The sequence below is a fragment of the Halorubellus litoreus genome (assembly GCF_037081675.1).
Classification (GTDB): Archaea; Halobacteriota; Halobacteria; order Halobacteriales; family Natrialbaceae; genus Halorubellus; species Halorubellus litoreus.
In genome coordinates, this window is record NZ_JAZAQL010000003.1 from 427,606 (window position 1) to 447,974 (window position 20,369).

At 69.2% G+C, this 20,369-nt stretch carries 16 protein-coding genes; 7 read left to right on the top strand and 9 right to left on the bottom strand.

Going from position 1 to position 20,369, the window contains the following annotated elements; genetic code table 11:
- Positions 1–163: 163 nt before the first annotated feature.
- The 3 genes from glmS (at position 164) to VYJ16_RS16900 (ending at position 3,944) form a co-directional block, all read left to right on the top strand.
- Positions 164–1,975 (top strand): glutamine--fructose-6-phosphate transaminase (isomerizing), encoded by a 1,812-nt coding sequence (glmS, locus tag VYJ16_RS16890; protein ID WP_336351486.1) that lies wholly within the window; start codon positions 164–166, stop codon positions 1,973–1,975.
- 148 nt (positions 1,976–2,123) lie between these two features.
- Positions 2,124–3,401: an outer membrane protein assembly factor BamB family protein gene (locus VYJ16_RS16895; RefSeq protein ID WP_336351487.1), complete on the top strand. Its 1,278-nt coding sequence runs from the start codon at positions 2,124–2,126 to the stop codon at positions 3,399–3,401.
- 147 nt (positions 3,402–3,548) lie between these two features.
- On the top strand, positions 3,549–3,944 hold the full coding sequence (locus tag VYJ16_RS16900; protein WP_336351488.1) for a RidA family protein: 396 nt from the start codon (positions 3,549–3,551) through the stop codon (positions 3,942–3,944).
- Between the two features lie 140 nt (positions 3,945–4,084).
- Here VYJ16_RS16900 and VYJ16_RS16905 read toward each other — a convergent pair whose 3' ends face one another.
- The 3 genes from VYJ16_RS16905 to VYJ16_RS16915 form a co-directional block, all read right to left on the bottom strand.
- Positions 4,085–5,104 (bottom strand): DUF1616 domain-containing protein, encoded by a 1,020-nt coding sequence (locus VYJ16_RS16905; RefSeq protein WP_336351489.1) that lies wholly within the window; start codon positions 5,102–5,104, stop codon positions 4,085–4,087.
- A complete protein-coding gene (locus VYJ16_RS16910) occupies positions 5,101–7,080 on the bottom strand; it encodes a hypothetical protein (protein ID WP_336351490.1) in 1,980 nt (659 codons plus the stop codon). Before VYJ16_RS16910 ends, VYJ16_RS16905 begins: the two co-directional genes overlap by 4 nt.
- A gap of 238 nt (positions 7,081–7,318) precedes the next feature.
- A complete protein-coding gene (locus VYJ16_RS16915) occupies positions 7,319–8,371 on the bottom strand; it encodes a glycosyltransferase (RefSeq protein WP_336351491.1) in 1,053 nt (350 codons plus the stop codon).
- Positions 8,372–8,622: 251 nt separating this feature from the next.
- On the opposite strand from VYJ16_RS16915, the gene VYJ16_RS16920 reads away from it, so the two are divergent.
- Positions 8,623–9,930, top strand: coding sequence for a sulfatase (locus VYJ16_RS16920; RefSeq protein WP_336351492.1), 1,308 nt, complete (start codon positions 8,623–8,625; stop codon positions 9,928–9,930).
- A 200-nt stretch (positions 9,931–10,130) separates the two neighbouring features.
- On the top strand, positions 10,131–10,337 hold the full coding sequence (locus VYJ16_RS16925; protein WP_227133045.1) for a cold-shock protein: 207 nt from the start codon (positions 10,131–10,133) through the stop codon (positions 10,335–10,337).
- A 480-nt stretch (positions 10,338–10,817) separates the two neighbouring features.
- Here VYJ16_RS16925 and VYJ16_RS16930 read toward each other — a convergent pair whose 3' ends face one another.
- Genes VYJ16_RS16930 through VYJ16_RS16945 form a run of 4 tightly spaced genes read right to left on the bottom strand, consistent with a single transcriptional unit; the run spans position 10,818 to position 14,752 of the window.
- Positions 10,818–11,066: a hypothetical protein gene (locus VYJ16_RS16930; RefSeq protein ID WP_336351493.1), complete on the bottom strand. Its 249-nt coding sequence runs from the start codon at positions 11,064–11,066 to the stop codon at positions 10,818–10,820.
- The gene (locus tag VYJ16_RS16935; RefSeq protein WP_336351494.1) at positions 11,059–12,396 is read right to left on the bottom strand and encodes a DUF354 domain-containing protein; all 1,338 of its coding nucleotides are present in this window, start codon (positions 12,394–12,396) and stop codon (positions 11,059–11,061) included. Before VYJ16_RS16935 ends, VYJ16_RS16930 begins: the two co-directional genes overlap by 8 nt.
- Complete coding sequence (locus tag VYJ16_RS16940; RefSeq protein WP_336351495.1) at positions 12,393–13,778, bottom strand: nucleotide sugar dehydrogenase; 1,386 nt, start codon at positions 13,776–13,778, stop codon at positions 12,393–12,395. The genes VYJ16_RS16935 and VYJ16_RS16940 overlap by 4 nt, the downstream gene beginning before the upstream one ends.
- The gene (locus VYJ16_RS16945; RefSeq protein WP_336351496.1) at positions 13,775–14,752 is read right to left on the bottom strand and encodes a Gfo/Idh/MocA family protein; all 978 of its coding nucleotides are present in this window, start codon (positions 14,750–14,752) and stop codon (positions 13,775–13,777) included. The genes VYJ16_RS16940 and VYJ16_RS16945 overlap by 4 nt, the downstream gene beginning before the upstream one ends.
- A 385-nt stretch (positions 14,753–15,137) precedes the next feature.
- On the opposite strand from VYJ16_RS16945, the gene VYJ16_RS16950 reads away from it, so the two are divergent.
- Complete coding sequence (locus tag VYJ16_RS16950) at positions 15,138–16,058, top strand: polysaccharide deacetylase family protein (protein ID WP_336351497.1); 921 nt, start codon at positions 15,138–15,140, stop codon at positions 16,056–16,058.
- Positions 16,059–16,249: 191 nt separating this feature from the next.
- Positions 16,250–16,876, top strand: coding sequence for a hypothetical protein (locus VYJ16_RS16955; protein WP_336351498.1), 627 nt, complete (start codon positions 16,250–16,252; stop codon positions 16,874–16,876).
- A 204-nt stretch (positions 16,877–17,080) separates the two neighbouring features.
- Here VYJ16_RS16955 and VYJ16_RS16960 read toward each other — a convergent pair whose 3' ends face one another.
- Positions 17,081–18,508, bottom strand: a complete 1,428-nt coding sequence (locus VYJ16_RS16960; protein WP_336351499.1) for a carboxylate--amine ligase — start codon at positions 18,506–18,508, stop codon at positions 17,081–17,083.
- Between the two features lie 88 nt (positions 18,509–18,596).
- Positions 18,597–19,886 carry a DegT/DnrJ/EryC1/StrS family aminotransferase gene (locus VYJ16_RS16965; RefSeq protein ID WP_336351500.1) on the bottom strand — a complete coding sequence of 430 codons (1,290 nt, stop codon included), beginning with the start codon at positions 19,884–19,886 and terminating at the stop codon, positions 18,597–18,599.
- Between the last annotated feature and the right edge of the window lie 483 nt (positions 19,887–20,369).

Below are 20,369 nucleotides of genomic sequence, written 5' to 3' on the forward strand. Positions count from 1 at the left end.
TATTCAGTAAGGTCGTGACAACGAATGCAAAGCAAAGATTTCCACCCCCCGAAACCCCCGTACTCGTCCTCCATTAGAGCGCTCGGCCACCAACCGGCGAGCTCGCTCGCAACTCGTCCGTCCGCCCGGCGACACGCCGGCGGACGGGGGAGGTAACGAACCGATGTGTGGCATCACCGCACGCGTCGGGACCGAGGACTCCTCCGAGTCGCTCGTCGCGACGCTCGAGAACCTCGAGTACCGCGGCTACGACTCGGCCGGTATCGCCGTGAAGAACGGCACCGGCCTCAAGATCCAGAAGCGCGAGGGGCAGGTCGCCGCGCTCCGCGCCGCGGTCGCTGAGAACCGCCTCGAGGGTGACCTCGGGATCGGCCACACTCGCTGGAGCACGCACGGCGAGCCGTCGGACGCGAACGCGCACCCGCACGTCGACTGCTCGGGTCGCGTCGCGATCGTCCACAACGGCATCATCGAGAACCACACCGAACTCCGGCGAGCGCTCGAAGCGCGCGGCCACGAGTTCCGGAGCGACACCGACACCGAGGTCGTCCCGCATCTCGTCGAGGAACGCCTCGACGCCGGCGACGACCCCGAGACCGCGTTCCGTACCGCCATCACCGAACTCGAAGGCAGCTTCGCGCTCGCGATGATCCACGAGGACGTCGATAGCGTGTTCGCGACCCGCACCGGGTCGCCGCTCGTCCTCGGCGTCAGCGACGACGCGAACTACCTCGCGAGCGACGTGCCCGCGTTCCTCGAGTACACGAACCGCGTCGTCTACCTGGAGGACGGCGACGTCGCGGTCCTCACCGCCGACGACTACCGTATCACGGACGTCGACGGGTTCGACGTCTCCCGTCCCGTGGAGACCGTCGACTGGGCGGCCGAGGACGCCGGGAAAGGCGAGTACGACCACTACATGCTCAAGGAGATCCACGAGCAGCCGACGTCGCTCCAGCAGACCATCCAGGGTCGCCTGGACGGCGACGACGTCGTCCTCGAGGAGTTCGAGGCCGGGTCGTTCGCGGACGTTCGTCGCGTGCACTTCGTCGCGTGCGGGACGAGCTATCACGCGGGGATGTACGCCGAGAGCTTGTTCGCGGACTGGAACGTGGACGCGCAGACGTTCCTCGCGAGCGAGTACGCGACGCACCCGCCGGCAATCGGCGAGCACACGCTCGTCGTCGGTATCACGCAGAGCGGCGAGACCGCCGACACCCTCGGCGCGCTCGAGATCGCGAAGGAGCGCGGGGCGCGAACGCTCGCGTTGACGAACGTCGTCGGGTCGAGCGCCGCGCGCCTCTGCGACGACGCCCTGTTCATCCGCGCTGGCCCCGAGATCGGTGTCGCGGCGACGAAGACGTTCTCGTCGCAGGTCGCGACGCTCGTCCTCCTCGGCGAACGCATCACGCGCGACGTCACTGGGTCGCCGACCCCGGATTCGGCGGCGCGCCTGGAGGCGCTCGCCGAGCTCCCCGAGCACGTCCAGACGGTGCTCGACACGTCCCGTGCGGCCGAGATAGCTGACCGGTTCGCGCACGAGGACTCGCACTTCTTCATCGGGCGGGGGAGCGCGTACGCCGTCGCGCTCGAAGCGGCGTTGAAGTTCAAGGAGATCACGTACGAGCACGCCGAGGGGTTCGCGGCGGGCGAACTCAAGCACGGCCCGCTTGCGCTCGTCACCGAACACACGCCCGTGTTCGCGGTCTGCAACGGGAACAACGAGGCGAAGCTCGCGAGCAACGTCCGCGAGGTCCAGACCCGCGGCGGCCCGGTCGTCGGCGTCTGCCCGCGCACGAGCGACGCGCTCGCCGACACCGCCGACGAGGTCCTGACGGTGCCCGCCACCCACCCGGACCTCGTCGCCATCCTCGCGAACGTCCAGCTCCAGCTCGTCGCGTACCACGCCGCGGACGACCTCGACCGCCCCATCGACAAACCCCGGAACCTCGCGAAGTCCGTCACCGTCGAGTGACCGCGGTCACGTAGCGTTCACGACCTCGCTTCGAGCCTTTCTCTGCGACGCTGCGCCGACCGACGCCGGTAGTCGCGGCCGTCATCGTTCCACGTCACCCTCGCACCCATCGAAACACCGAAACGGATGGCGTTCGGTCACGGAACCGATGCCCTCCAGTTCGCCCGCGTTCCGGCGGCGTGCTGCGCTCGCCGCGGCCGCTGCCTCGCTCTCCTCGCTGGCCGGTTGCCAGACACTCGACCGCCTGTCTGGTTCTCCGTCCCGGTTCCGTCGTCACACTCGCGACGCGCCGGTCGACGGCGACCGGGGTCCGTGGCCGACCACGCGCGGCGGGTTCGGTCGACGGTCGTTCGCCGACCGGGACCTCGACGTCACCGCCACCGGGAGGGTCGACCGCCTCGCGCCGGCGAGCCGGAGCCAGTTCCCCGAGCAGCCCGCGGTCGGCAGCCACGGCGTCCTCGCGCTGGTCTCGGCGCTCCCGTCCGACGTCGTCGGCGACGGCGAGGGGGCGTTCACGGGGACGCTCGGCGTCACCACGGGCGGGGTTCGGACGCTGGCTCGACGCGGGGTCGGGTCGACGGTCGCAGCGGTCGGCGACGCGGCGATACTGCCCGGCGAGTCCGGGGTCGTCGCCGTCGACGCCAGGAACGGCGCGGAATGCTGGCGGTTCGAGACGGGAACCTTTCCGACGCTCGTCGGCGACGTCTGCTGTCTCGAGGCGGGCGACCACCTCTACGGGCTCGACGTCCGGACCGGGACCGTCCGCTGGGCGGTGGAGAACGTCGCCGACGACGACTCCTACGGGTACACCGTGGACGCGTTCGCGGCGAGCGACGACCGCCTGTTCGCCACCCGGAAGCACGAGTACGACGCGCCGTCGCTCGTCGCGCTCGACGCGCGCGACGGGAGCGTCGAGTGGCGAGGGGACGTCGACCGGAGTGGTTGGCCGCCCGTGGTCGGCCCCGACCGCGTCTACGTGCTCTCCGCAAGCGGCACGCTGACCGCGTTCTCGCTGGACGGCACGCGCGAGTGGGCGCGAGCGCTCGACCTCGCTGCGCCGCCGGCCGTGGGCGACGACCGCCTGGTCGCGACGACCGCGTCCGCCCCGCGCTCGCTCGTCGCGCTGGACCCGGCGACGGGCGCGGAGCTCTGGCGGACGCCCGTCGCCGCCGACGCCTGCGCGGTCCCAGCAGTCACGCCTCGCAGGGCGTACGTCACCGAATCCGGTGCGCGCACCCCGGTCTCTATCGCCGCTATCGACGTGGCGAGCGGCGAGCGACGCTGGACGAGATCGATTCCGTCGACCGCCGACGACGCCGGGTCGCTCACCGCGAGCGCGCCGGCGCTCGCGGACGACGGGCTCGTCGTCGCCGTCGTCGGGAACGACGCGTTCGCCTCGGGCCGGGGAACGTACCTGGTGGCGTGACGCGTCGCGCTGGGGAACGTACCTGGTGGCGTGACGCGTCGCGCTGGGGAACGTACCTGGTGGCGTGACGCGTCGCGCCGTGGTCCCGCGTGCTGCGGGGGGACCGCTCGGGCGAACGACTTTGGGTCGTCCGCGAGTGGTCGGGGCATGGAACGGGAACGCGTCTCGACTGGAACGCCCTGGGAGGATGCGGTCGGGTACTCGCGTGCGGTTCGCGTCGGGGACCGGATAGAGGTGTCTGGGACGACGGCGACGGACGAGGACGGCGAGGTCGTCGGTGTCGAGGACCCGTACGCGCAGACGGTCCAGGTACTCGAGAACGTCGAGCGCGCGCTCGCCGAGCTCGACGCTTCGCTCGCGGACGTCGTCCGCACTCGGCTGTTCGTCACGGACGTCGACGATTGGGAAGCCATCGGTCGCGCGCACTCGGAAGCGTTCGACGACGTCCGGCCGGCGACGACGATGGTCGAGGTCTCGGGGCTCGTCGACCCCGACATGTGCGTGGAAATGGAGGCGATAGCGGTCGTCCGGGCGTCGGAGTAGCTGCGGCGGGGAAGCCAGTGGGGTTTACGTGAGACGTAAACCTCCGATGGTGGAGGCACTGGACGTCGGTCGATGCCGGCGTGGCGAACGCTATCGCGAATCGGGTCGTGTCGGGAGAACGCGTGGAGAACGAGGCGTGGTCAGGCGGCGACGAGCGGCCGAACGGCGGCGGGCGCGCCCTGGACGCGCGCGCTCTCGGTCGCCGTTTCGTTGTCAGCGGTGACGACGCTGGTCCAGACCTGGAGCGCGAAGTCCGCGGAGTTCTGTCCCGGGGACGCGGGTGCGTCGCCCTTGTAGAGCAGGAACACGAGGCGGACGTTCTCGCCGGGCTGCTCGGGGACGACGTCGCGCGCGACCACGGCGTCCTCGCCGGCGGCGAGCGACACCTCGAACGCGTCGAGCTGTCTGGTCTCGGTGACGGTGCCGTCGTCGCCCACGGTCTGTGCGAGCACGACGACCGAGTACTGCATCTGCGCGTTCTCGTGGTTCTCGACGCCGACGTGGAACGTGTGCGAGTCGCCAGCGACGAGTTCGCTCGGGTAGTCCTCGGCGACGAGGTCGCCGTCGGCGTTCTCGTTCAGCACGTAGAACTCCGTGAACGGGTCGCTCGCGGGCGGGAACGCGGCGGTCACGCCGACGGCCGCGACGAGCACGACCCCCGCTGCGAGGAACGCCGCGTTCTGGTTCCGGGAGCCGGGGAGCGCGCTCCAGATTCGCTCGAGTGCGCCGGAACTCAGCGGCGCGCGGCGGACGTACGGCGCGAGCAATGCACGACGCACCGCCGCCACCGCCGCCGCGACGATCGTGATCGCGGCGAGAACGCCAGCGACCGGGACGAACGTCAGCGTGGCGAGCGTCGCGAACGCCACGCCGACGACTCCGGCCAGGAGCGCGCTCCCGAGGATCGAGAGTGCAACGACGACCGCCGTCGACGGCGTCGACGCCGCCGCCGGTTCCGCGTCGTCGAACACCGACGATCGCTCCGGGAACACCGCGGACACGACCGCGTACCCGGGAACGAACACGAGCACGGCGAGCCCGAGCGCCCACTCTACGGGCCACGGGACGCCCGGGACGACGAACGCGAGCACCGCGAGCACGGAGACGCCCGCGACGAGCACGAGGTCGGTGAACCAACGCCAGTAGACGGCGTCGCTCATTCGTCACTCACCTCCGAGTCGCTCGGGGCCGTGCATAGCAGCACTTCGTCGTTCGCGTACACGTAGTTCCGGCCGTCCGAGCAGACCTCCGCCTGCGTGTACGAGGCGTCGGTGCTCGGGTACGGTTCCTCGCCGAGTTCGTACTGGAACGTCGACGGACCCGTCGCCTGGTACGACCGATAGACGATCGGGACGTCCTCGGTCGGTCCGTCAGCGTCGACGGTGAGCGTCACCATCTCCGCTGGCTCCAGCGGATGGAACGTCCGCCAGTACGGGTGGTCGGTCTGCACGTCAGCCATCGTTCCGGCCGACAGCAGGCCGGGGATGGTGTCGCTCGCTGCGAGCTCGGCGTCGGTGAACGCCGTCCGCGCGTAGCGGTCGTCGAACACCGGGTCGTCGAGCGTCGCCTTCTCCGCGACCACCATCGACGTCGGGTAGCCGAGCGCGAACACGAGGACGATGGCGACCATCGCCCCGCGCGGCGCGTGCGAGACGACGTGGAACAGGCCCACGGCGGCGACGAGCGACAGCGGGACGTACAGGAACGCGATCCAGCGGCCCGGCAGGAACACGGTGATGCCGAACGTGTTGAATCCGAACGTGAACACGAACATCAGCGCGCCGGCGGCGAGGACGGTGATCGTCGCGTCCATCCGCTGGCGCCAGCGAAGCATCACGAGCGCGCCGACGACCGCTGCGGCGAGCAGGAGCGCGAACCCGAACAGCTCGATGTACGGCACGAGCGTGTCGAGGAGGGTCTCCGGGCCGCTCGATCCGGGGACCGCCGGCTCGCTCGTGCTCAGGAGGTTCAGGAACCCGGCGTCCTCGACGAACGTCTCCGAGACGACGCCGAGCATCCGCACGAGGAACCCCTCGCCGGCGGTGTCAGCGCCGCCGCCAGTCCACGGGGCGAGCGTCCAGGAGACGACGGTCGCGACCAGCGACGCGAGGAACGTCGCGCCGAGCACGAGCGTGCTCCGCTGCCAGCCGGACGCGTCCGTCGCGTCGCGGATGCCGGCGACGCCGACCGCGACCGCGAGCGTCACGAGCAGCACGGCGGTCGACACCTGGTGCGTGAACACGATCGCGAGACTGAACGCGAACACCCCCACCGCGACCCAGCCCTCGCCGTCCGTGTAGAACGTCTTCAGGACGAAGTAGAGGACCGCGATGAAGAACGCGAGTCCGAGACTCGTCGGGATGACGTGGAGGCCCCAGCGGATGAACTGGTCGGCGAACGCGTACAGGGCGGTCGCGACGAGCGCCCACCGCGCCGGCACGAACATCGCACCGATACCGTACACGAACAGCGCCGATAGCGGGACGACGAGGCCGACGGTCAGGTAGATGCCTGCGCGAGGCGACCCCGTGACGAGCGCACCGAGCGACGAGAGCGCGTGGTACAGCGGCGCGAGCAGGTACTTGCTCTCACTGAGCGGTTCGAGCGACCCGGTCGCGGCGATGCCCTCGACCCAGACGGGGCCGTGCACCCAGATGTCGCCGCCGACGAACCCGGGCACCGCGAACAGCGCGGTGGTGCGGATCACGATAGCGGCGACGAATATCTCGAAGAGCACGACCGGTGGGCTGAGCGACTCCGCCTTCACGAGCAGTATCTGGAAGAGCAGGAGCGTCCCCACGAGCCCCGTCAGGAAGATGACGGGCAGGGAGCGTTCACCGACGAGGCGCACGGCGGCGACGAGCGCCGCGACCGCGAGCACGACGACCGCCGGGAGATACCCCGCGACCGTCTCGGAGAACTGCGGGAGCGCGACCTCGTCCATCACGCGGTCGTGCGTGACGAGGTACGTGCCGCACGCGAGCCCGATGGCGACCGGGATGACGGTGAGGAACGGCTGGTCGGCGAAGAACCGCAGGCCGAGGAGGAGGACGGCGGCGACGAGGCCGAGTTTCGCGACCGTGACGTCGACGTCGCGGTCCTCGAACCGGTTCTCGAACGCGTTCCGGTAACTCATCGTTTGGCCTCGCTGCCGACCGCCGTCGAAGACGCGTTCGACGGATCGATGCGGGTGCCTCGACGAGCGCGACGCTGTCGCGTCGCCCGGTCGAGGTGTTCGTGGACGTGTGACTGTTGTGGTGACACTGTTCTCGAAGACAGTTGCGTGAAGATAGGCTTCGTTATGTCCGTCATACCGGTGGTAGGAATGACGGAGCGGCGCTTCGAGCCGTTCGGGACTACGGGCGTCCGGTCGCTCATTCTGCCACCGATTCGTAGACCGCTCGGATGCGTTCGCCCATCCGTTCGGCCGATAGTTCTGTCATCTTCCGGCGACCGTCGGAGGGCTCGCCGCGTTCGAGGACCGTCGCGAGCGCGTCGACGAGGCCCTCGTCGGTGCTCGCGACCGCGGCGTTCCGGACGCCGTCGACGAGATCGGGGACGTCCCCGACCGGCGTCGATACGACCGGTGCGTTGCACGCGAGCGCCTCCTTGATCGCGTTCGGCGACCCTTCGCTCTTCGAGGTCAACAGGACCGCATCGGCCGCGTTCAGGTACAGCGGCATCCGGTCGTGGGGGACGCCGTGTATCGCGTGCAGCTCGACGTCACCGACGACGCCGGTTCCGTCGGCACCGCGTCCACCGTCGCCCGTCGAGTCCGCGGTCCCGTCGGTCGCGTCCGCGCGCACCGACCGAACGCCGTCGCCGACCTCGACCGCGAGCGGTTGCGTCACGAGTCGCTCTCGGACCGCGTCGACGATGCGTTCCGCTCGCGGGTAATCCTTCACCGCACGCTGCTTCGCGTACGGGAAGAGGACGTGCTTGACGTCCTGCCGCCAGCCGAGGACGTCGCGCGCCACCTCACCGGAGAACGGCCTGAAGACGTCCAGGTCGATGCCGTGCGGGATGACGTGACAGTCCGTGCCCGTCGCCGCCGCCATCTCGTCCGTCATCACGATGACGGCGTCCGCGTGCTTCGCGCAGAACCGACTGAGTGGCGCGGGCTTCCCGAGGATATCCGACCCCCAGAGCGTGAGGACGACCGGGAGGTTCGGTTGCGCGAGCGCCGCGGGCCCCGTCAGCCCGTAGTTCGCGTGCAGGACGTCGTAATCACCGAACGACGCCTTCAACACCGCTGGATAGTACGTGACGTAGTCGAGCACGGAACGGGACCGGTCGGCGTGGTCCGTCGTCACCCGCTTCCCCGGCACCGGCAGGACGTCGACCTCGACGCCCTGGGCTTCGAGGACCGCGACCTGCTGCCGGAAGAACTCGGCTTCGTCGTTCGTCACGAGTGTGAGTACGCGCATGAGAGTGTAGTTGGTCGATAAAGCAGTCGTACAGGGATTGTTATGGCCGACCTACCCGCTCCCTGCTGCGAGCCTCAGTCGAGAACGTCAGACGAGAGCACCGTCGCGGCGACGGCACGGTCGTCCTGCCGACCCGAGCGCTCCTCGAACGCTCGCGCACCCCGGAGTTGCCGCCACCTAACAAAGCCACCGGCACGTCTTGAACCCAGTAACTGCAACGAACCCGAGTCCTCGGGTCTCGCAACGAACTCATGCCACAGTCACCACCGAACCTCGTCCTCGTCTCGATAGATAGCCTCCGCGCGGACCACTGCGGGTACCTCGGCGACGACCGAGAGCTCACGCCGACGATGGACGCGATGGCCGCGGACGGCGTCGCGTTCACGCAAGCGATCGCGCCCGGCCCGCAGACGTTCTCGTCGATGCCCGTCGCGTTCACCGGCGAGTACCGCCCGCCGAACTCGCTCGACGCCGTCGACGCCTCCTCGCACTGGGCGCGACGCATGGGCGCCATCGAGAACCACGTCACGCGCTACGAGACGCTCCCCGAGCGCCTCAAGCGCCGCGGGTACACGACCATCGGGTTCAGTCCGAACCCGTGGACGTCCACGATCTCCGGGTTCGACCGCGGGTTCGATCACTTCGTGGACTTCTCGGAAGCGTCCGGGGACTCCGAGCGGTTACGGGACCGCGTCGCGACGCGCGTCCTCGGCGAGAACCCCGACCGGAAGGCGTTCGAGCTCGCGAAGGACATGCTCACGGGGTCGTCGTTCTTCGCGCAATGGGGGTCGTTCTACGACGACGTGCTCGCGGCGGTCGCCGACGCGCCCGAGCCGTTCTTCCTCTGGGTGTTCCTCATGGACACGCACTTCCCGTTCGTGACGACCCGCGAGCACCGCGTCGAACAGTCGGCGCTCGGGATGTACTACAGTACCGCGGTCTCGCAGGGTGCGATGCGCGGCACCGAGGACTCGATGCCGCCGCGAGCGATCCGCGCGACGCAACGGAGCTATCGCGACACCGTCCGCGCCGCGGACGCGTTCCTCGACGCCCTCCAGCGCGACCTCGCGCACGCCGACCCGGTCACGGTCGTTCACTCGGACCACGGGGAGTCGTTCGGCGACCACGGGAACTTCGGGCATCACCACCGCGAGCTCTACGAGGAGAACGTGCACGTCCCGTACCTCGTGCACGGGCTCGACCGCGCCGAACGCGTCGACGACCCGACGTCGCTCGCATCGATCCCGCGGGTTCTCACCGAGATCGCGGACACGGGCACGTTCGAGCCCGACCGCTCCGGCGACCCCGTCGTCGCCGCGAGCGAAGCCGGGGAGCACGTCGCCGCGCGCGACGACCGCTTCAAGCTCGTTCGCTCGGACGACCGAGTCGTCCTCTACGACCTTGCGTCCGACCCGGACGAGACGACGGACGTCTCCACCGACCACCAGGCGGTCCGGCATCGGCTCGAGCGCGTCCTCCGCAGGTACGACGACCACGTCGCGGAGACCGCGCGGCTCGACGCCGGGACGCGCGTCGTCGCAGCCAACGGCGACTTCTGACCGGCACGCACGACGACGCGCCTGCTATTCTCTCGCAGAGAGCGTCCAGATTCCGGACTGCACGATACTGCGCTCTGACGCACCCTCACCCCCGCAACTATCGGGTTCGCGAACACAGCGACGCGGTAACCTCGTGGACGGGTCGTGGTACCCCGACCCTCGGAAGGGTTATCCCTCCAGCGGCGCTGGGTACATTCGCAATGGCAAACGGTAAGGTTGACTTCTTCAACGACACTGGCGGCTACGGTTTCATCTCGACTGACGACGGCGACCTCGACGACGACGAGGACGTGTTCTTCCACATGGAGGACGTCGGCGGCCCGGACCTCGAAGAGGGTCAGGAAGTTGAGTTCGACATCGAATCGTCCCCCAAGGGACCGCGCGCGACGAACCTCGTCCGCAAGTAAACTAGTTCTCGTCGGTCGCTAGCGGCGACGGACGACGACCCACATTCTCACAGCACTACCACCACAGAGCGACGGCGTCATCGCACGGCACGAGCGCGCTCGCTCGAACAGCAGGAAGCACGTCCTACAGTCCGACGCTCGTCCTGCAGCGCGACGCTCGTCCTGCAGTCCGACGCTCGTCCTGCAGCGCGACGCTCGTCCTGCAGTCCGACGCTCGTCCTGCAGCGCGACGCTCGTCCTACAGTCCGACGCTCGTCCTGCAGCGCGACGCTCGTCCTGCAGTCCGACGCTCGTCCTGCAGTCCGACGCTCGTCCTGCAGCGCGACGCTCGTCCTGTTCGAATGCGCTCCTGACGGTCCGTGGACGAGCCCGCGAACGGTAGCTTCTGTGAGAGCGTGATGAACGGAGAACGAGAGCGAGTTCGGTCGCTGGTGGACGGAGAACGAGAGCGAGTTCCTCGGGGGACGGCGGATATCCGTCTCAGAGGTAGCCCAGGGAGTTCAATCGCTCTTCGAGGGCTTCGGCGTCGACGTCGACGTCCTCGGCCGCGGGCGTGTCGTCGGGCGCCTCCTCGGTCGGGTCGTTGACCTCGCGGAGGAGTGCTTCGATAGCGACCGCGACGTACTCGTCGACCGACTCGTACTGCGTGTAGGGCAGTCGGGATTCGACCGCTTTGACGACGTGCTTCGGGAGTTCGACCGAGATGGATTCGGTTCGTTCCTCAGGCATCGTCACCCTCCGTTTCGGTGCGGTCCACCAAGTCAGTGCCGCCGTCGGTCGCCTCCATGTGGGGTTCGTCGTTCGCTCGCAGGTCGTCGTCGGGGTCGCCATCGACGGTGTCGGTACCGTCGACGTCGTCGTCGACACCGACGGTCGCGACGGCCGCTTCGACGTCCTCGTCGCGAGCTTCGAGCGGTCGCGGGCTCGCCTCGCGCGAGGTCCCCGCTATCGCGAGGATCTCGTCGACCATCACGCGATTCACGTCCATCTGCTCGTCGAGCATCCACTCGCGGCGCCGCTGGAGTTCCGCGCGGTCCGGCGGATCGAGGACGAGGTCCTTCGCGGCCTCGATGGCCTTCCGTTCGTCGCGGATGGACTGCAGGAGCCCGTACCGCTTCAGGGCCTTGTAGATCATCTCGCCGGTCGTCCCGACGATGGAGTTCGTCCGGATGGCGGGCGTCCCGAGGATGGCGGCCTCAGCCGACATCGTGCACGAGTCGCCGAGGTACATGTCCGCGTAGTACATCACGTGATGGACGTCCTCCGGGGGCGTCGACAGCGTCAGGTGCTGGAGGTCCTCCGGGACGCCCTCCTCCGCGGAGAGATACACCGTCCCGTGGTCCTCGAGGAACTCGACGAGCTCGCGCATCCCCTCCGGAGAGAGGCCGCTGTGGCCGGCGTCGTGGTACGCGCCCCAGCCCGTGAGCCGGAGCAGGAAGTACCGCTCGTCGGGGTCGATGCCGTGCTTCTCCAGGACCGACGGGTCGGGCGTGAAGTGCTTCGGGTGGAGGTACGCGAGCTCCTGGAACGGCAGGTGCCGGCGCTTCCCGGGGTCGATGTCGAGCTGGAACTGGTCGGGGACGAGGATGCGGTCCACCCAGCGCAGCGTCATCGCGTGCTGGATGCGACGGAGCGCCATCGACCCCCGTAGCGTGTCGCAGACGATGAGGTTCTTGCAGCCGACGAGCTTCGAGACGTGCACCGGCGGCGGCGCGAGGCGACTGACGATGACGTCCGGCTCGAACTCGCGTGCGAGCTGGTAGAGCCGCTTCTCGTTCACGAACATCTCCCAGACGAGCCCGGGGAACGAGTCCGCCTGGTGGGTCATCGGGACGTGCTCGATGTCGTACGCGTCCAGGAGGTCGATTGCGACCTCCTTGTGGCGGGAGGCGACGAGCGTCTCGTGGCCCATCGCCTCGAGGTCCGCGATGGCGTTCCGGAACAGGTGGACCTGCGCCGGGTGGCCGACGTTGAACAGGATGCGCTTCGGTTCGGCGTCGCGCTCGCCGTCGACGAACTGCTCGAACTCGTCGACGGTGACCGCGTCGATGCTCGTCATCGCGGCCACCTCCCACCGACCGTGTACACTGGTGCGTCGACGTCCTCCGGGAGGAGGAAGCGACCGTCCATGACGGGTGCGTCGAACGCCGCCCAGTCGAGGTCGCGGAACTCGTCGTGGCCCGCGAGCACCGCGACCGCGTCCACGTTCTGGCTGTCGAGAAGGTCCATCGGGACGCGCTCGACGCCCTCGAACTCGGTCCAGTCGTCGACGAACGGGTCCGCTGCGAGCACGCGCGCCCCGGTGGCGGCGAGTTCGCGCGCGACGACCGGCCCCGGCGAGTATCGGAGTTCGGCGACGTTCCCGCGGTACGCGAGCCCGAGCAGGAGGACCGTCGGCGCGTCGCCGTCGACGCCGTGCGCGTCGAGCATCGCTTCGAGGAGCGCGACCGTGTGCTCGGGCATCGAATCGTTCACGTCGCGGGCGGCGTGCAGGAGGCCGGCGTCGACCTCGGGGAACGCGCCCGCGAGGAAGTACGGGTAGACGGGGATGCAGTGCCCGCCGACGCCCGGCCCGGGCGTGTGGATGTCGCAGTACGGTTGCGTGTTCGCGACCTCGATGGCTTCGTTCACGTCCACGTCCAGGGTCTCCGCGTAGCGCGCGAGCTGGTTCGCGACCGCGATGTTGACGTCGCGGTACACGCCCTCGAACACCTTCACCGCTTCAGCGGTCGCCGCGTCGGTCGTCGCGATGACGTCGTTGCTCGTGATCTCGCCGTAGATGATCGAGGCGACGCGCGTGCTCTCGGCGTCGACGCCACCGACGACCTTCGGGTACGCGCCGCGGACGTCCTCGAGCGCGCGACCGCTCGACGTGCGTTCCGGGCACGCGGCCGCGCCGAACTCGCCGACCTCCAGGCCGCTGATGCGGGCGAGCGTCGGAACGACGACGTCCCGGGTCGTGCGCGGCGGGACCGTGCACTCGACGACGACGAGGTCGCCGGGCGACAGGCCAGCGCCGATGCTCTCGAGCGCCGCTTCGACCGTCGACAGGTCGGGCTCGTGACCGTCCAGCAGCGTCGGGACCATGACGACGTGGACGCTCGCGGCTCGCGCCGCGGCCACCGGGTCGCTCGTCGCCGAGAGCGCGCCGCGGTCGACGACGTCGGCGACGAGGTCCGGGAGTCCGGGCTCGCGTTCGACGTGACAGCCGCCGCCCGAGACGGTCTCGACGACGGACTCGTCGACGTCGACGCCCGTGACGTTCCCGCAGACGTCGGCGTACACCGCAGCGAGCGGGAGGCCCATCTTCCCGAGACCGTAGACGGCGACGGGGATCTCGCCCGCGAGGAACGCCTCGCGGAGCTCCGCGTCGGACGCAGACGGGTCGTACGCCGCCCGACGCGGCGCGTCGACCGCGCGCATCGTCCCTTCGCCGGTCATCGCGCGGTCACCTCCTTGCGTCCCACGAGCGCCAGCGCTTCGATGCGCTCGGCGAGCGCCTGCACGCGGAGCGCGTCCTCCGGCGTCACCTCCGCTGGCTTGCCTTCGCGGACGGCGTTCACGAACGACTGGAGCTCGGCCTTCAACGGCTCACCGTTCTCCACCATCGGCTGCTCGACGACGCTCTCGTGGCGGTACCGGATGTCGCCGTTCGTCTCCAGGTACTCGGGGAACGACTCGCGGTGGATGTTCACCGACTGCCGGATGAAGTCGACGTTCACCCGGCAGGACTCCGCGGTCACCGACAGCTCGCGTATCTTCTGGCGGGTCCGCCGGCTCGCCGTGAGCGACGCGACCGTCCCGTCCTCGAAGACGAGCTGTGCGACGACGTACTGCGGGTCGTGCGCGACCGCCGAGACGGACGCGACGTCGCAATCCATGAGCGACAGGAGGATGTCGAGGTCGTGCACCATCAGGTCGAGGACGACGCTGTCCTTGATGTCGCGGTCGATCGGCGGCCCGAGGCGCTGCACGTCGAACGCGATGAGGTCGAGGTCAGGGACGACGTCCTGGAGGACGCGCGTCGCCGGATTGAACCGCTCGATGTACCCGACCTGGAGGACGAGGCCGCGCTGGCGCGCGAGCGTCGCGAGCTCCTCGCCGCGTTCGCGCTCCTCGACGAACGGCTTCTCCACGAGGACGTGCACGTCGTGCTCGAGGCACGTCTTCACGACGTCGTAGTGGTGCTCGGTCGGGACCGCGACCGACACGACGCGCGCCGCGTCGAGCAAGTCGGGGAGCGTCATCGCGTCGGTCTCGTAGTCGTCCGCGACCTCCTCGGCGCACGCCTCGTTGGCGTCGTAGACGCCGACGAGTTCGACGCCGGGGAGTTCCGCGTACACGCGAGCGTGCTGGCGGCCCATGCTCCCCACGCCGACGACGCCTGCGGGGATGCGTTCGCGACGACCGCTCATCGCTCTCCCTCGCTTCCCGCGCGTTCCAACTGCCCGGCGTCGGCGTCGCTCCGGCACTCGCGTTCTCGGTAACTCGCTGTTACCGTGAACGCTCCCTGCACGTCGGTCGGTGGCGGGCTCCGAACTGTTCTTCGGCGTCGATAAGTCACGGAGAGAACTCCCGCTGGTAGACGTATTGTTATGTTCTGCTTGCCAGCGACAGGCACGTACTGACGGCCGTGCAGTCGCTCGAATCCGGTCCACGGACCGGTGTCTGCTCGTGGACCCCGTAACTGGTTGCGAAGGCGCACCGTAACTAACCCTTCACGCGCTCTCCACTCGCCCATGTATCCACGAGCAACCACACGACAGCCGACCGGAGGGGCCCGATAACGTGGGCTCGGTCGTGTTCTCGCTCGACGCGGAACTCGCCTGGGGCTTCCCGGACTTCGACGACCCGCCGATGGACCGCATCGACGCGGCTCGCGACGCCTGGACGTGGCTCGTCGACCTGTTCGACGAGTACGACGTTCCCGCCACGTGGGCGATCGTCGGCCACCTGTTCCTCGACGACTGCGACGCACGACACGCCGACCTCGACGCGCCAGCGGGGTGGTTCGCGCACGAGACCGGCGCGCTCGGTGCCCGTCACGACGTCCGGTTCGCGCCCGACCTCGTCGCCGCCGTCCGGAACGCCGCCGTCGACCACGACATCGGCTCGCACACGTTCGCGCACGTTCCCTTCGACCACCCCGAGGTCACGCCGGAACTCGTCGACGCGGACCTCGCTCGCGCGATAGCGGTCGCCGCCGACCAGGGGCTCGCGCTCGAATCGTTCGTGTTCCCGCGGAACGCCGTCGACCACCGCGACCGCCTCGCGAAGTACGGCTTCCGGTCGTATCGGAGCGCAGGGCCTCCCAGCGGGACCGGGCTCGCAAGCACCGCACGAAAAGTCGCCGCAGTCCTCGACCCTCGGCGGGTGCCGCTCGTCGAACCGCGCGTCGACGAGCACGGACTCGTCGACATCCCGCCGTCGCTGTTCCTGTTCGGGTTCGAGGGGACGCCCCGGGACGTGCTCGCGTCGGTCTGGACCGACCCCGTCGTCCGTCAGGCGACCGACGCCATCGACCGCGCCGCCGACGGCGACGGCGTCTGCCACCTCTGGCTGCACCCGAACAACGTCGTCGACGACGCCGGCCGCGCCCGCCTGGAAGCGATCGTCGCGCACGTCGCCCGTCGCCGCGACGAGGACGGCCTCGTCGTCGAGACGATGCGGGACGTCGCCGACCGCGTCCTCGAGTCCGAACCGACCCAGACGATAGCCTGACTCTCGCTCCGGCTCGCACCCCACTCGTCCTTCCTCCCGGCTACTCTCGGCTCGTAGGCCCACCCTATCACGTCGGTCAGTAATCGAGGGGACTCGACCACCGACCGAAGCCCATCGCATAACAATACGTCTACTCCGCGTCCCCAGAACCGACCATCATGCAACAAACACCGGACGATGGAACCTTATCGATGAACCGACGTCGAATGCTCGGCCTCACCGCCGGCTCCATCGTCGGCGCGACCGCACTCGGCGCGTTCTCCGGGAGCGCGCTCGCTTGGAACGGCCTCCAGATCGAGTTCAAGGGCTGCACCGAGGTCTGGGTGATAACGACCCAGGGCGACCTGAAGGACGGGACGGTCGACCTGTCCGTCTCGCGCCCGCCCGTGGTCCACGTCGTCGTCGGCCACGATGACGGCACGCTCGAGTGCCGGGAACTCCTCGCCACTCACGAGAACGCCACGACCGTCCCCGGCCAGTACGGCGACCTCGCGGTGCTGAAGCTCGCCGTGGACGATGGCGAGAAGGTCCTCGGCGTCATCACGTACAACCGACTGTCGGTGGGGCAGAACTGGAGCGAAGCATTCGACAGGCCGTCGTGCTGGGCGGTCAACGAGCACGCCTGCGCGACGAACTCGGACGCGCCGTCGTTCTTCGACGCGGACTGCGTCGAGGAAGCGCTCGAGGACGTAAACAAGGCCGCGTACGAGTGCGACGCCAGCATCGTCACCGGCAGCTGGGAACGCGGCGGCGGCAAGGAGGACGACCCCGAGGGAACTAGTCGCGGGCGAGGTCGAGGGAACGGCCGCGGTCGCTGACGGCGACGCCACCCCTGCGTCGAACACTCTCTTCGTGCGCTCGTTCCTTCGCTGTACCGTCCCTCGTCTCGCCCAGCGTTCGTCATCGATGACTGGGGTAGTGAGAACCAGGTCGCGGGTGACTGTTGTCGGTGAGAAATCGGTGAGTGACGGCGGAGGCGCGTCGGGGCTGGAGCCGTAACTGTGGTGGTTGGCGGTGTGGCTTCAGTCGGTGGCGGCGCGGGGGTCGTCGTTCGTTTGGTCGGCTTGTTCTTCAGTGGTCTCCGTCGTTCCTGCCGTCGCTACGTCGTCCAGGTCGGTGGTAGCGCTGTCAGCGGTCGTCGAGCGCGTCACCGCAGGGTCGTCGCTCGAGACGGCGGTGGACGTTCGGTCGCTCGGTCCTGATCCGGTCTCGGTCCTCGCGCCCCCTCGTCGAGTGACCTTCTCGAGGATCGATTTCGTCGCCGACTTGGTGGCGTTCACGACGTCACGGAGGAACGGCCCGGGGTCGCGCGGGTCGAGGTGGTCGAAGCGCGGGTGCGTGACGAACGACGCGGCCATGCTCGCGGCAGTCCGGAGCGCCGACGGCCGGTCGACGAGCGGGTTCGGTTCGGTGAGCACGCTGTGCAGGTGCACGAGTTCGCCGCGCAGCAGGTGGGTCGCGGTCCCCGGGCGGTAATCGACGGGCGTCGACGTCTCGCCGGTCGTCGAGAGCTCCCAGTACAGTCCGGGGTAATCGACGCCCGCGTGGACGTCCATCGGGAGGCTCGCCGGGAACCGCGGGTTGACCTCGAGGAGCTTGAACGTCCCGTCGCTATCCCGGAGGAATCCCACGGAAGCCATGCCCTCCCAGTCGAGTTCGTCCAGGAGTGCGAGCCCGAGACGTTCGAGTTCCGGGATGTCGACCGCCTCGTGGTAGATGCTCGGGCCGCGCGAGTACTTGTAGCCGCGAACGAGGCGCTTCTGGCTGGTCGCCACCGGCTGGCCGTCGTGGTAGAGCGCTCGCATGCAGTACTCGACGCCGTCGACGAACCCCTGCGCTATCGGGACGTGCCCCATCGCGTCGACGATGGCGTCGACGTCCGGCTCCTCGCCGGGCTCCAGGAATATCGTCTTCGCTGGCGACGCGAACCCGTTCACGGGGAACCGGTCGTCGTAGTCGTGCGCGAGCAGCGCCCACCGACCTTTCACGATGCGTTCGCGGTCCCAGTCCTCGACGTCGGTGAGGAGCTGCGTCTCCGGGACGGGGACGCCCGCGCGCTCCGCGGCGGCGAACAGCTCGAAGCGGTCGTGGACCGCGCGCAACTGGGGCATCGTCGGCCACACGGTCCCGACGCCCGCCGCCGCGAACTCGTCGCGGTACTTCGAGAGCACGAACTGGTCGGTTTCGCGCATCGGGACGATCGCCGCGACGGCGTCGCGTCGCGCGAGCGCGAGCAGCGCGTCTCGATAGCCGTCCGCGTCGGTCTTCGGGTCGGGGACGCGGACGCGTTCGTCGCAGTACCGCGACCAGAACGCTGGCGTGTCGTCGGTCTCCGATATCGCGATGGTGTGAACGCCGCGTCGTCCGAGCGACCGGAGGACGGTCGCGGCGTGCGCCGCGTTCACCGCTGGAACGACGACGGACCCACCGCTCCGAACTTGGTTTCGCATACCCTGACGAACGCGAGACTGGAGTGTAGTAAATAGCGTCCTACCGAGCGGCTGAGTGTCCTTGGCGGCGGTCGGCCGGGTCGACAGGTCAGTCGAGTTTCTCGTCGTAGGCTTCGCAGACGTGCGCGACGAGTTCGACGATACGTTCGCGGTCCGCGCCGTCGACGAGGTGGTGCGTGGGGAGCGGGAGGATGCGTCGCTGGAGCGTTCGCGCACCCGGGAACGCGTCGGCGTCGACCTTCGGCCAGTCGTAGAGCCGCGACGTCTCGATACCGTGTGCGTCGAGCGTGTACGCGATCTCGTTCCGGCGTTCGTGCGAGTCGACGAGGAGGCCGAACCGCACCCACTGGTGGTCCGAGACCCCTGGGAGCGGGCGGATGGCGCGGACCTGTGGAAGGTCGGCGAACGCGGTCGCGTACGCTGCGGCGTTCCGCGCGCGCTCGCGGCGCTCCTGGCGGTTGCGAGCGAACACGCGGCGCGCGACGGCGCACTGGAAGTTCGACATGGTCGGGAAGGTGGCGTCCGCGTCGTACGCGACGCCGTCCTTCGCGTCCGGATGCGTCGTCACGTGGTGGTGGCCGTCGGTGTTCCTGTCGACCTCCGCGGCGAGTCGCGAGTACGCGTAGTACCGCCGCGGGTCCTGGACGAGCGCGTATCCGGCGAGCGCAGCGACGTTCGGTGGCGCCGGCTCCCGGCCGACGTCGGTGAACGCGACGTCGGGGTGGCGGCTGACCGCCATCCCACCGCCGACGGGGATGGGTTTCCCTTGCTGGAAGTTCAGGACGCTCACGTCCCCGTACGTTCCGAGTCGCCGGTCGTCGTAGCTCGCGCCGAGGGCGTACCCGAGCGCTTCGAGGAGGAAGCAGTCCGCGTCGTCGGCGATCGAACGCATCGCGACCATGTCTGAGACGTAGCCGAGGACGTTCACGGCGACGACGGCGAGGACGTCGTCGTCGACGGCGTCGCGCAGCGACTCGACGTCCGCACCGAGCGTCTCCGGGTCGACGTCGTACCGTCGCACGTTCAGGCCGACGCCGTCGACGGCGTCGACGAAGTCCGAACTGCAGAACGCGGGCAGGAGGACCGTCCGCTTGCGCGCGTCGGTCGCGGCGAGCGCGCGGAGCGCCGCGCCGAGGGCCCGCCGGTACGACGAGTACGTCCCGGCGCTGTCGGCGTCGAGGAACGCGCGGATCTCGTCGACGAACTGGGTGCGCCCCCGTCCGAGCGCGTGCGCGGCGAGTCCGGCGGCGACGTCGCTCGCGGTCACGCGCGTGAGCGCACCCGGGAGGTCGTGGAACGGTCGCTTCGCGGGTTGCGGGCGGACGGGCCGCTCGCCGTGGTCCCTCGACGGTTCGTCGTGAGCTATGTCCGTCCGCATCGACGGATAGAACCCGCTCTCCGGGTTAAGTAATGGGTCGCGTACCCGCTGGTCGTCGCCGTCTCCGTCGCGGTCTCGACTGGCGTGCCCTGGCCCGTGGCGGGCCTGCTGGTTGCATCGACCCGGGTCCGTCAGCGAGAGACGCCGCCGGTCGCGGTCCTAACGACGGGTTCGGCGGTCGCGGCCGCGGTCCTGCTCGCTGGAAGGTCGGCCATACCGCGGCCCGTCCGGTTCGTGTCAACCCGCTAGACGTCGCGCCCCGGGATTCGCGCGGACGGCCGTGTCACGGCTTCTCTAGCCCTCGATACTGGCGGTAAGGACCTCTTACTCCGCGTAGAAACGGGTTTCTGGCGTCTCTCGACCCACTCGGCCCAATGGCTATCTCCGTTGGCATCTGGTAACCAAATCCCGCCGAGCGGTCAGTACCGGTCGCATTCCGGTGGTATACCCGTAAAAACCGACTTAGTAGGTAAGGCGTGGATA

Coding starts and splice junctions, on each gene's coding strand:
- VYJ16_RS16940 (WP_336351495.1), bottom strand. CDS start 13,778: ATGACCGGCGAAGGGACGATGCGCGCGGTCGACGCGCCGCGTCGGGCG.
- VYJ16_RS16945 (WP_336351496.1), bottom strand. CDS start 14,752: ATGAGCGGTCGTCGCGAACGCATCCCCGCAGGCGTCGTCGGCGTGGGG.
- VYJ16_RS16920 (WP_336351492.1), top strand. CDS start 8,623: ATGCCACAGTCACCACCGAACCTCGTCCTCGTCTCGATAGATAGCCTC.
- glmS (WP_336351486.1), top strand. CDS start 164: ATGTGTGGCATCACCGCACGCGTCGGGACCGAGGACTCCTCCGAGTCG.
- VYJ16_RS16935 (WP_336351494.1), bottom strand. CDS start 12,396: ATGACGAGCATCGACGCGGTCACCGTCGACGAGTTCGAGCAGTTCGTC.
- VYJ16_RS16895 (WP_336351487.1), top strand. CDS start 2,124: ATGCCCTCCAGTTCGCCCGCGTTCCGGCGGCGTGCTGCGCTCGCCGCG.
- VYJ16_RS16965 (WP_336351500.1), bottom strand. CDS start 19,886: ATGCGGACGGACATAGCTCACGACGAACCGTCGAGGGACCACGGCGAG.
- VYJ16_RS16955 (WP_336351498.1), top strand. CDS start 16,250: ATGAACCGACGTCGAATGCTCGGCCTCACCGCCGGCTCCATCGTCGGC.
- VYJ16_RS16960 (WP_336351499.1), bottom strand. CDS start 18,508: ATGCGAAACCAAGTTCGGAGCGGTGGGTCCGTCGTCGTTCCAGCGGTG.
- VYJ16_RS16910 (WP_336351490.1), bottom strand. CDS start 7,080: ATGAGTTACCGGAACGCGTTCGAGAACCGGTTCGAGGACCGCGACGTC.
- VYJ16_RS16915 (WP_336351491.1), bottom strand. CDS start 8,371: ATGCGCGTACTCACACTCGTGACGAACGACGAAGCCGAGTTCTTCCGG.
- VYJ16_RS16925 (WP_227133045.1), top strand. CDS start 10,131: ATGGCAAACGGTAAGGTTGACTTCTTCAACGACACTGGCGGCTACGGT.
- VYJ16_RS16900 (WP_336351488.1), top strand. CDS start 3,549: ATGGAACGGGAACGCGTCTCGACTGGAACGCCCTGGGAGGATGCGGTC.
- VYJ16_RS16905 (WP_336351489.1), bottom strand. CDS start 5,104: ATGAGCGACGCCGTCTACTGGCGTTGGTTCACCGACCTCGTGCTCGTC.
- VYJ16_RS16930 (WP_336351493.1), bottom strand. CDS start 11,066: ATGCCTGAGGAACGAACCGAATCCATCTCGGTCGAACTCCCGAAGCAC.